The sequence below is a fragment of the Streptomyces sp. McG3 genome (genome assembly GCF_018619185.1).
Taxonomy (GTDB): Bacteria; Actinomycetota; Actinomycetes; order Streptomycetales; family Streptomycetaceae; genus Streptomyces.
On record NZ_JAAXYC010000276.1, the window covers coordinates 1 to 10905 of the forward strand.

The 10905-nt window shown below is 73.4% G+C and carries 8 protein-coding genes; 3 read left to right on the forward strand and 5 right to left on the reverse strand.

Annotation, left to right across the window (positions count from 1 at the left end; genetic code table 11):
- The 5 genes from HET64_RS30805 to HET64_RS30825 form a co-directional block, all read right to left on the reverse strand.
- Positions 1 to 1053: ABC transporter ATP-binding protein (locus tag HET64_RS30805; RefSeq protein ID WP_215110435.1), on the reverse strand; the 1053-nt coding region annotated here is incomplete at its 3' end.
- Positions 1054 to 1179: 126 nt separating this feature from the next.
- On the reverse strand, positions 1180 to 2562 hold the full coding sequence (locus tag HET64_RS30810) for an MFS transporter (protein WP_215110436.1): 1383 nt from the start codon (positions 2560 to 2562) through the stop codon (positions 1180 to 1182).
- Entirely contained in the window at positions 2562 to 3995 is a 1434-nt protein-coding gene (locus HET64_RS30815) for a CitMHS family transporter (RefSeq protein ID WP_215110437.1), read from the reverse strand. The genes HET64_RS30810 and HET64_RS30815 overlap by 1 nt, the downstream gene beginning before the upstream one ends.
- A gap of 135 nt (positions 3996 to 4130) precedes the next feature.
- A complete protein-coding gene (locus HET64_RS30820) occupies positions 4131 to 6314 on the reverse strand; it encodes a molybdopterin-dependent oxidoreductase (protein ID WP_215110438.1) in 2184 nt (727 codons plus the stop codon).
- A 569-nt stretch (positions 6315 to 6883) separates the two neighbouring features.
- On the reverse strand, positions 6884 to 7504 hold the full coding sequence (locus HET64_RS30825; RefSeq protein ID WP_215110442.1) for a TetR/AcrR family transcriptional regulator: 621 nt from the start codon (positions 7502 to 7504) through the stop codon (positions 6884 to 6886).
- Positions 7505 to 7727: 223 nt separating this feature from the next.
- Between HET64_RS30825 and hmgA the strand changes: the two genes are divergently transcribed.
- The 3 genes from hmgA to HET64_RS30840 all read left to right on the forward strand — a co-directional run.
- Positions 7728 to 9047, forward strand: coding sequence for a homogentisate 1,2-dioxygenase (hmgA, locus tag HET64_RS30830; RefSeq protein ID WP_215110439.1), 1320 nt, complete (start codon positions 7728 to 7730; stop codon positions 9045 to 9047).
- A 36-nt stretch (positions 9048 to 9083) separates the two neighbouring features.
- Positions 9084 to 9965: a GntR family transcriptional regulator gene (locus tag HET64_RS30835; protein ID WP_215110440.1), complete on the forward strand. Its 882-nt coding sequence runs from the start codon at positions 9084 to 9086 to the stop codon at positions 9963 to 9965.
- A 71-nt stretch (positions 9966 to 10036) separates the two neighbouring features.
- Positions 10037 to 10905, forward strand: an 869-nt coding sequence (locus HET64_RS30840; protein ID WP_215110441.1) for a type ISP restriction/modification enzyme, incomplete at its 3' end; no start/stop codon positions are given.

Here is a 10905-nt window from a genome sequence, read left to right on the forward strand (position 1 = left end):
GCGGCGGCGGGGCATCGCCCGGGGCCGGGCGGATTCGAGATCCGGGACCACGGCGGGCCGCGAACCGGTCCTGAGATGGACCAGCGCCTCGTGCCCCTGGTATTCGACGTGTTCGACGACGCCGCTGAGGGCGACCTCGCCGGGCCGGGCCTGGCTGGGCGGGGCGATCCGGACCGCCTCCGAGCGCAGCCCCACGATGATCCGCCGGCCCTGCTGGATCCGGAGCAACTGGTGGTCGGGGCTGAGGGGTTCGGGCAGGGCGAGCCGCTGCCTGCCGAGGTCGATCGACATCCGGCCCTCCAGCGGGGCGTGCACGACGGCCTGGAGGAGGTTGATGCGCGGGGTGCCGATGAAGGCGGCCACGAACACGTTGTCCGGCAGGGCGTAGACCTCGCGGGGCGGACTGACCTGCTGGAGGACTCCACCGCGCATCACGGCCACCCGGTCGCCGAGGGACATCGCCTCGGCCTGATCATGCGTGACATAGACCGTGGTGACGCCCAGCTCCTTGGTGAGCAGGGCGATCTCGGCACGCAGATGGCTGCGCAGCTTCGCGTCGAGGTTGGAGAGCGGCTCGTCCATCAGGAACACCGAGGGCCGGCGGGAGATGGCCCGGCCCATCGCGACCCGCTGGCGCTCGCCGCCGGAGAGCTGCGCCGGGTAGCGGTCGAGGACGTGCCCGATCCCGAGCATCCGGGCGGTGGCCTCGACGCGCGCGGTGTTGTCCTCGCGGGGGTTCTCCAGTTTCAGCGGGAAGCCGATGTTGGCCCGGTTGGTCATGCTCGGGTACAGCGCGAAGTTCTGGAAGACCATCGCCATGCCGCGTTCGCGCGGCGGGGTGTGGTTGGCGTGCTCCCCGTCGAGGAGCAGTTCGCCCTCGGTGATCTCCTCCAGGCCCGCGATCATGCGCAGCACGGTGGACTTGCCGCAGCCGGAGGGGCCGAGCAGCACGACGAACTCGCCCGGGTCGATGGAGAGCGTGAACCGGTCGACGGCCCGCCGGTCCCGGCCGTAGTTCTTGCTGACTTGGTGCAGGGAGATCGCGCGCGTCATGAGGGTCCGCCCGGAGGAAGTGGTGGCATCGCGGTGGGGAGCGGCTGTGGGGGGAAGCTAGCCCACCGGGCGGGGTGTGGGAATGACTCGCGCGAAGGTTGGGGCATACGGGTCCGGTGGGGCCGGTCAGCCGGGGTTCTCGGCCCCGTTCCGTACGGTCGGCGGTACGGGACCGCTGCCCGCCGGGGTGTCCTGCGTGTCCTGCGGTACGGCCGCGGGCACCGTGTCCGGCGGGGCGAGGGCGGACTCCGTGTCCGTGGGTGCCGACTCCGTGTCAGGGGGTTCCGGTGCCGGCCCCGTGTCCAGGGGTTCTGGTGCCGGTTCCGGGCGCCCGTCGCCGCGCAGGCCGAGTCCCGCCGCGCCGATCAGGCCCACGCCGAGCAGCACGAACGGGGCGGCCACTCCCACCGCGCCCGCGATCAGCCCGGCAGCGGCGGGGGCGGCGACCTGGCCGAGCCGGTTGCCGGTCAGCCGGAGGGCGAGCGCGGTGGACCGGGCCCGGTCGGGGGCGGCCCGGACCACGGTGGTCATGGACAGCGGCTGGCCGACGCCGAGGCAGAAGCCGAGCACGGCGAGCATGACGGCGAGGACCGGGACGGACACGGGGAGGGCGACGCCCGCGCAGAGGAGTCCGGCGAGCAGGCAGCTGGTGGTCAGCAGGGCTCTGCGGCCCACCAGCCCCAGCAGCGGCGACATGACCAGCCGGCAGGCGATCGTGGCGGCGGCCCGCAGGCTCAGCAGCAGACCGACGGTGGCCGGCGCGATGGAGCGGTGCTCGCCGACGACCGGCAGGTAGGCGGTGAGGATGTCGGTGGCGGACAGCACCGCCATGCTGATGAAGATGCCCGCGGGGACGCCGCGCGCGCCCAGGATCGCGCGGACCGGGACCTTGTCCCCGGGCCTGCTCCCGGAGCCGGTCGCCCGGCGGTGCTCGATGCGCCAGAGCGAGGCGAGGGCGACGGCGGCGACCGCGGCCGATACGAGGAGGGCGAGCGCGCTCGTACGCCCCAGGGTCCCGCCCTGGCCGGAGATGAGCGCGCCGGCGGCGACCGGGCCGATGAGCTGGCCGAGCGAGGCCCCGATGGTGAAGTGCCCGAAGTTGCGGTCCTGTTCGTCGGGTGCGGACTGCCGGGCCACGATCGACTGCGCGCCGATCACGAAGCACAGGTGGCCGAGGCCCATCACCCCGCTCCAGGCGGCCATCGCGGGCAGCGAGGAGACCATGCCGCTGAGCGCGCAGCCGCCGGAGATCAGGAGCACGCCGAGCGGCAGCAGCGGAGCGCAGCGGCCGTGGTCGGTGCGGCGGCCGAGCGGCACGGCGACGAACAGCGGGAGCAGGGCGTAGACCCCCGCGATGACGCCGACGGCCGTCTCGTCCGCACCGAGCGCGAGGGCCCGGTAGGAGACGGCGGGCCGCGCCATCGACACCGCCCCCTGCGCGAAGGCGAAGGCGATGACGAGGCGCAGCAGCCAGCCCCTGCCGGGCCCGGTTCGCGGTGTGCGTGTCATTACATGATGCCGAAGAGGACGCCCGCCGCGAGCACCACGAGCGAGGTGAGGACGGCCCACTTGACGGTGAAGCGGGTGTGGTCGCCGAACTCGACCTTCGCCATGCCGACGAGGACGTACACGGCGGGCACGAGCGGCGAGGACATGTGCAGGGCCTGGCCGGCCAGGGAGGCGCGCGCGATCTCCAGCGGTGAGACCCCGTGAGCCGCGCCCGCCTCGGCGAGGACGGGGAGGACGCCGAAGTAGAAGCCGTCGTTGGACATGAAGTAGGTGAGCGGCAGGCTGAGCAGGCCGGTGACGATGGCCATGTGGGGGCCCATCGCCTCGGGGACCGCGCCGACGACCCAGTCGGCCATGTTCTCGACCATGCCGGTGCCGGTGAGGACTCCGGTGAAGACGGCGGCGGCGAAGACCATGCCGGAGACGTTGAGGACGTTGTCGGCGTGCGCGGCGATCCGGGCCCGCTGGTCGGGCATGTGAGGGAAGTTGACGGTGAGCGCGAGGGCCGCGCCGAGCAGGAAGAGCACCGGGATCGGCATCAGTTCCATGATCATCGCCGTCAGCAGGGCGGCGGTGAGTCCGGCGTTGAACCAGTAGAGCTTCGGGCGGAGCGTGGACCGGTTGGGGTCGAGGCCCTGGAACTCGTCGTCGTCCCCGCCCGCGGGGTCGGCGTCGGCGTCGGTGCCGGCGCCCGTACCTCCCACGGAGGCGGAGGCGGAGGCGCCCTTGCGGAGGCGGTCCTCACCGCCGGCGCCGCCCGCGCCGGTGGACACGGTCTCCGGCTCCGGCTCCCGGGCGAGCGCCTCGTCGAGCGTGAGCATCCCCAGGCGCTTGCGCTCCCGGAGGCCGAGCACGTACGCCAGCACGAACACGGCGAGCAGCCCCATGGCCAGCGCCGGGATCATCGGCACGAAGATCTCGGAGGCGTCCAGCTTGAGTGCGGTGGCGGCACGGGCGGTGGGGCCGCCCCAGGGGAGGGTGTTCATGACGCCGTTGGCGGTGGCCGCGACGCCGGTCATGACGACCAGGCTCATCTTCAGGCGTTTGTAGAGGGGATACATCGCCGAGACGGTGATCATGAAGGTGGTGGAGCCGTCGCCGTCCAGCGAGACGATCGCGGCGAGCACCGCCGTACCGACGACGATGCGCATCGGGTCGGCCTGGCAGAACTTCAGGATGCCCCGGACGATCGGGTCGAACAGGCCGACGTCGATCATCACGCCGAAGTAGACGATGGCGAACATCAGCATGGCCGCGGTGGGCGCGAGGTTGCCGACGCCTTCGATGACGTAGTCGCCGAGCTGCGCTCCCTGTCCGACGGCGACACAGAACAGTGCGGGGATCAGTACCAGCGCCGCGATCGGCGACATCTTCTTCGTCATGATCAGGACCAGGAAGGTCGCGATCATGGCGAAGCCGAGGATTGTCAGCATGGGGGATACCTAACGTTCATCCTTGAACTCCCACCGGTCTCGGCGGTCCGGATGACGTTAGGGGCGCTCTCGCGGCGTTAACAAGATGTTGACGTGTGAGCAATACGAGCAAAACCCCAGGTCAACACGGTGATGCTAGAGAGCGGGGGTCACGGAGACCGGAATGGCGTTCAGTACGGCGGTGCCGGACAGCGGGTCCAGGAGCGTGCCGTCGAGCAGTTGGTTCACGTTCGCGCCCGGGTGGGCGGCGGCGACCGTCATACGGGTGCCGGGGCGGCTGTGGCCCCATCCGTGCGGCAGGCTCACCACCCCGCTGCGCACGGTGTCGGTGATCTCGGCGGGAGCCTCGATCCGGCCGCCCGACGATTCGATCCGGGCGGTGGCCCCGTCCAGCAGCCCGAGGCGGGCCGCGTCCTCGGGGTGGATCTGGAGGGTGCAGACGTTGGTCCCGCCGGTGAGCGAGCCGACGTTGTGCATCCAGCTGTTGTTGGAGCGCAGATGGCGGCGGCCGACGAGGACGAGGGGGGCCGGCCGGTCGCCCAGTGCCCGGCGCAGGCGCGGCAGATCGGCGGCGATCGGCTCCGGAAGCAGTTCGATGCGGCCGGAGCGGGTGCGCAGGACCTCCGGGACGCGGGGTTTCAGCGGGCCGAGGTCGATGCCGTGCGGGTGGGCGAGGAGCCGCTCCAGCGTCAGCCCGTACGGGCCGAGGCGCAGCATCAGGTCCAGTCGCCGTTCGGGGCCGTTGTCGCCGGTGAGGCCGGCGGCCAGCTCCTTCGGGGCTCCGGCACGGGTGAGGGCGGTGGTGATGGCCAGGTCGTCGACGGCGGAGGGCGGCGCGCCGTGCGTGCCGCTCACCGCGAGGACGAGTCGGGCGTGGATCTCGCTCTCGTCCATCCGGTCGTCGTCCAGGGGCACGGCGGCGCGGGTGTAGCGGACCTGGTTGTGCACGGCGAAGCCGTTGAACGCGAAGTCGAAGTGGGCGCTCTGCGAGGGCGGCGGCGGTGGCAGGACGACATCGGCGTGCCGGGAGGTCTCGTTGAGATACGGATCGACGCTGACCATGAAGTCGAGCCCGTCGGAGAGGGCCGCGTCGAGGCGGTCGCCGTCGGGCGCGGAGAGCACGGGGTTGGCCGCGATGACCAACAGGGCGCGGATGCGGTCCTCGCCCGGGGTGTCGATCTCCTCGGCGAGGGCGGCGATGGGCAGTTCGCCCTTGGCCTCGGGGTGCCCGGAGACCCGGCTCGCCCAGCGGCCGAGCGCGAAGCCCTTGCCCGGGGCGGCGGGCCGTGGGGCGCGGGCGGTCGCGGAGAGCGGGAACAGCGCGCCGCCCGGCCGGTCGAGGTTGCCGGTGAGGATGTTGAGGACGTCCACCAGCCAGCTGGCGAGGGTGCCGTGCTCGACGGTGCAGCTGCCGATGCGCCCGTAGACGGCGGCGGTGGGGGCGGCGGCGAGTTCGCGGGCGATGGCGGTGATGGTGTCCGCGTCCACGTCGCAGGCGGCGGCGACGGCGTCCGGGGTGAAGTCCACGAGGGCGGCGGCCAGTTGATCGACCCCTTCCAGGTGGCCGGCGAGCGGACCGGGGTCGGCGAGCTTCTCGGCGATGAGCGTGTGCGCGAGCGCGGCCAGCAACAGGGCGTCCGCGCCGGGCCGGATCGCGACGTGCCGGTCGGCGATGCGGGCGGTGCGGGTACGGCGCGGGTCGATGACGGTGAGGGTGCCGCCGCGCCGGCGCAGGGCCTTGAGCCGCCCGGGGAAGTCCGGGGCGGTGCAGAGGCTGCCGTTGGACTCCAGCGGGTTGGCGCCGATCAGGAGGAGGTGGTCGGTGCGGTCGAGGTCCGGTACGGGGATGGCGTGCGCGTCACCGAAGAGCAGGCCGCTGGAGACGTGCTTGGGCATCTGGTCCAGGGTGCTCGCGGTGAACACGTTGCGGGTGCGCAGGGCCCCGAGCAGCAGGGGCGGGTAGAGGGAGCCCGCCATCGTGTGCACGTTGGGGTTGCCGAGGACCACGCCGACCGCGTTCGGCCCGTGGGCCTTCGTCAGCTCCGGTATCCGTGCGGCGATCAGGTCGAACGCCTCGCTCCAGGCGGCCTCACGCAGCTCCCCGTCGTCGCCGCGCACGAGGGGGACGCGCAGCCGGTCGGGGTCGGCGTCGAGCCCCCCGAACGAGGCTCCCTTGGGGCAGATGAACCCCCGGCTGAAGATGTCGTCGCGGTCGCCGCGCGCACCGGTGACGGTGGCTCCCTCGATGGTGAGGGTGAGGCCGCAGGTGGCCTCACAGAGGGGGCAGATACGCGGTGCGGTGCGGGTTTCGTGGGACATGGGCCCTCCCCGGGGCGGCTGCGGCGACGGCACGCGGACATGGGCCGGGCGAGCGTGGAAGCCCCGGCACGGGCGAGCATACCGACCGGTACGCACGGTGGGGAGGTGTTGCGCGGAGGAGACGCCGAGCGGGCCCGGCCAGGAGCGGCACGCAAGGCGCACAGGCAGGCGGGCAGGCGGAGCCGGAGGGCCCCTGACCAGGGGGCGCCGCGCAAGGCGCCCGGGCAGACGGGTACACAGCGCCGGAGCCCCCCCCCCGGCCAGGGGGTGACGCGAGCCGCACGGGCAGGCGGCACCCGGAGCCGAAGCCCCCCGGCCAGGGGCGACACGCGAGGTGCACAGGCAGAAGGGCGTGCCCGCGCCCGGGCACGCGGCCCCGCGCGGACCCGCCCGGAGCCGAGCCACGCGGAGCCGAGCCACGCGGAGCCGAGCCACGCGGAGCCGAGCCACGCGGAGCCGAGCCACGCGGAGCCAGAGGGCGACGCGCAAGGAGTAAGGACAGGCGGGCGCACCCGCGCCCGGGCACGCGGAGCCGAGCGGCCGAAACCTCCCCGGCAGAAGGCCCTCGCTCAGTCGAGCGTCTGGGCGAGGTAGGACCTGACCAGCGTCCGCGTCTCGGCGACGATGGCCGCGTCCCCCGACGGTTCCGTGCGGAAGGCCAGTTGGAGGAGCGCGTCGGCGGCCTCCACGCTCACCAGGATCGCCCGGGACAGCGCCTCGTCGGGCCGTCGGCCGAGGTGGCCGGCGAGCAGTGCGGCGAGCCGGTCCGCCAGCCGCCGGTTGGCGTCGTCCGCCGCACCCTCGGCCGGGAACGGCGGCCCGAAGTCGACGAGCGCGAAGCCGGGGACGCTCCGCTTCATCGCCAGGTACTCGTCGAGCACCGCGTCGATGGCGGCGCGCCAGTCGTCGGCGGGAAGGTCCGCGAGCCGGGCGGCGATACGGTCGGCGTAGCTGTCCAGGTTACGCAGCGCGAGGGCGTCGACCAGCGCGCGTTTGTTGGAGAAGAACCGGTAGACGGAGCCGATGGGCACGTCGGCGCGCTCGGCGACGGCCCGCGTGGTGAGCTGCTCGTAGCCGGTCTCGTCGAGGAGTCCGGCGCAGGAGTCGAGTATCCGGGCCAGCCGGTCGGCGCTGCGCTGCTGCACGGGGGCGCGGCGGAGGTTCGGGTTGACTTGGGGCACGGGCCCCATGATGCCGTGCCCCGAGACGACCCGGCGGACCGCACCCGCCACCCGGTGAACGGCGGCGGTGTCCGCCCACGGACCCCTCCCCGCACCCGCCACGATGGGCGCGACACGGGCCACGAATGGCGCGATGTATGCCGTTGACGTGGCCCGCTCCCATTCCTACGGTAGTACATAGGATTCGTCGTCCGGCGGATCCGAGGGCTTTCTTGGGCACCGGGAGTGCGGGATGAGCGCGATCGACCAGGCGAGGAAGACGGCCGAGGGGCTGACGTATTCCTCGGGCTTCGGCAACGAGCACGCCTCGGAGGCGGTTCCCGGGGCGCTGCCGCACGGCCGCAACTCCCCCCAGCGCGCCCCGCTCGGGCTGTACGCGGAGCAGCTGAGCGGCTCCGCCTTCACCGAGCCGCGCGCGGACAACCACCGCTCCTGGCTCTACCGGATCCGCCCCTCGGCCGCCCACCCCGCGTTCACCCGCGTCGACAACGGGGGGCTGCGCTCGGCGCCCTTCACCGAGACGGCGCCGGACCCGAACCGGCTGCGCTGGAACCCGCTGCCCGACCCCGCGCCCGGCACGGACTTCCTGAGCGGCCTGTGGACGCTCGGCGGCAACGGCGACGCCGCGCAGCGCGCGGGTATGGCGATCCACCTGTACAACGCCGACTCCTCGATGACGGACCGGGTGTTCAGCGACTCCGACGGCGAAATGCTGATCGTCCCCGAGCGCGGTGGACTGCTGCTGCGCACCGAACTGGGCCTGCTGCGCGCCGAGCCGGGCCATGTCGCGCTGATCCCGCGCGGGATCCGCTTCCGGGTCGAGCTGCTGGAGGAGACCGCGCGCGGATACGTCTGCGAGAACTACGGCCGCCCGTTCGCGCTGCCCGACCTCGGCCCGATCGGCGCCAACGGCCTCGCGAACGCCCGGGACTTCCTCGCGCCCGTCGCCGCGTACGAGGACCACGAGGGCCCGGTGGAGGTGGTCAACAAATTCTGCGGGAACCTCTGGTCGGCGACGTACGACCACTCGCCGCTCGACGTGGTGGCCTGGCACGGCAACCACACCCCGTACGTCTACGACCTGCGCCGTTTCAACGTGATCGGCACAATCAGCTACGACCACCCCGACCCGTCGATCTTCACGGTGCTGACCTCGCCGTCCGACACCCCGGGGCTGGCCGGGGTGGACTTCGTCGTCTTCGCCCCGCGCTGGCTGGTCGGCGAGGACACCTTCCGCCCGCCGTACTTCCACCGCAATGTGATGAGTGAGTACATGGGCCTGATCGACGGTGCGTACGACGCCAAGGCGGACGGCTTCGTCCCGGGCGGCGGCTCCCTGCACAACATGATGTCGGCGCACGGACCGGACCGGGAGACCTTCGACCGGGCCAGCGCGGCGGAGCTGAAGCCGCAGAAGATCGACGACGGCCTGGCCTTCATGTTCGAGACCCGCTGGCCGGTCACGGCGACCGCGCAGGCGGCCGCCGCCGGACACCTCCAGCGCGGCTACGACGACGTATGGCAGGGTCTGAGCCGCAACTTCCGGCCGTAGACGGCGGAAGGCCGGAGGGGACGGGACGGGGACGACATGACAGAGAGCCAGGAGAGAGCCGGGGCGGACCTCCGAAGGACCGGCCGGGACACCACGGGCGGGGCCGTCACCGGGACCGGCGGGGACGCAGCGGACGCCCCTGACGCCGGGGCGGCCCCGGTGCCGCCCCCGCCCGCCTTCGCCCCCGACTCCCTCGTCCTGAACCGGAAGCTGCCTCTCTGGTACCAGGTCTCCCAGTCCCTGCGGGCCTCCATACTGGGCCGCCCCCAGGACGCCTCCGCCCGGCTCCCCACCGAGGAGCAGCTCGCCGCGCACTACGGGGTCAGCGTGCTCACGATGCGCCAGGCGCTCAAGGAGCTGGAGGCGGAGGGGCTGATCAGTCGGCACCGGCGGCGCGGCACGTTCATCGAGCCGCGCGCCCGGCGGGTCTCCCCGGTCCGGCTGCTGGGCTCGGTCGACGCGATCGTGGCCCAGCAGTCCGGGGAGGCGACGACCATTCTCGGCCACGGCCCGACGGCGGTGCCCGGTGATCTCGCCGAGTTCTTCCCGGACTGCGCCGAGGTGACCTGCTACCGGCGGCTGCGCCGCGACGGGCAGAGCGACGAGCCCACCAACTGGGCGGAGAACGCGGTCCGTCCCGACATCGCCGCCCGGATCGATGTGGCCGACCTCGAACGCTGGCCGATGACCAAGGTCCTGCGCGACGTCGTCGGGGTGCGGATCTCCCGGATCACGGACACGGTCGAGGCGCGGCTCGCCGACCCCGTCACCGCCGAGCTGCTCCAGGTCCCGCTGCTCAGCCCGATCCTGCACTACACGGGCGTGACGTACGACGAGGAGGGGCGCGTGGTGGACGTGGCCCGGATCCGCTACCGGGGCGACCGGTTCTCCTTCTCCGTGACGGTGGAGGCCCACTGACCCCGCCCCACGGGCGCACGGCCCGCCGTTACGATGCGAAGGGGTCACGGCGGACAGGGGAGGACGGGCAGGTGACAGCGCACGGGACAGCGGCGGCCGGCGACGACGGGAACGCCCGGTCCTCGCCGCCGGGGACACCCCGACCGCCGGACGGACCCCTGTCCCAGGACGGGCTGCTGTCGCTGGACGAGCTGATGCCGTGGTCCGTACGGCCGCTGCGGACCGGCCGCGCCTGGGTGAGCGGCCCCGACCCCGTGGCACTCCGGGCCCGCTGGGAACGGCTGGCCGCCGCCGGCCCCGCCGAGCAGGAGCGGCTGTTCGCGGCCAGCCGTTCCCGTACGCCGCACTCCTCGGTCGCCGCCCTGCCCGGCCGCTCCGCCGGAACGGGCCGCTTCGCCCGGACCCCGGGCCCCTGCCCCGACCCCGTACGGATCCTCCACGGCCCCTACGACGAACAGTGGCTGCTCCCCGACCACCGGCTGATCGACGCGGCCCGTCCGGAGCTGTGGCGGGTCGCCGACGGGCGGCAGCTCTTCGCGGTCGAGCACAGCTCCGCCCCCGAGGATTCCGGGCCCGCCCTGTCCGTGACCGCGCTGTTGCCCGACGGGCACTCCCCCGCCGGGCGGCCCGGCCGGATCAGGCCGCTCTACCGCAGGCCAGGCGGCACGGAACCCAACCTGGCTCCGGGGCTCACGGAGCTGCTGCGCGGGCGGCTCGGCGGCACGGCGGAGCCGGACGCGTTCACCCCGGAAGCGGTGCTGGCCTGGGTCCTGGCCGCCGCCCGGCCCTCCGCCACCGGCCCCCGGGTCCCGTTGCCGGCCGACGCGGCGGTGTGGTCGTCGGGGGTGGCGCTCGGCCGGGAGCTGATACGGCTCCAGTCGCGCGGGGCCCGGGGCGGGGAGCGGCCCCGGCTGCCGGGCGGACGCAGGCCCTATGTGCG

What these genes read in the sequence shown, in the direction of transcription:
- HET64_RS30810 (WP_215110436.1), bottom strand. Translation starts at nt 2,562, where the DNA reads ATGACACGCACACCGCGAACCGGGCCCGGCAGGGGCTGGCTGCTGCGC.
- HET64_RS30815 (WP_215110437.1), bottom strand. Translation starts at nt 3,995, where the DNA reads ATGCTGACAATCCTCGGCTTCGCCATGATCGCGACCTTCCTGGTCCTG.
- HET64_RS30820 (WP_215110438.1), bottom strand. Translation starts at nt 6,314, where the DNA reads ATGTCCCACGAAACCCGCACCGCACCGCGTATCTGCCCCCTCTGTGAG.
- HET64_RS30825 (WP_215110442.1), bottom strand. Translation starts at nt 7,504, where the DNA reads ATGGGGCCCGTGCCCCAAGTCAACCCGAACCTCCGCCGCGCCCCCGTG.
- hmgA (WP_215110439.1), top strand. Translation starts at nt 7,728, where the DNA reads ATGAGCGCGATCGACCAGGCGAGGAAGACGGCCGAGGGGCTGACGTAT.
- HET64_RS30835 (WP_215110440.1), top strand. Translation starts at nt 9,084, where the DNA reads ATGACAGAGAGCCAGGAGAGAGCCGGGGCGGACCTCCGAAGGACCGGC.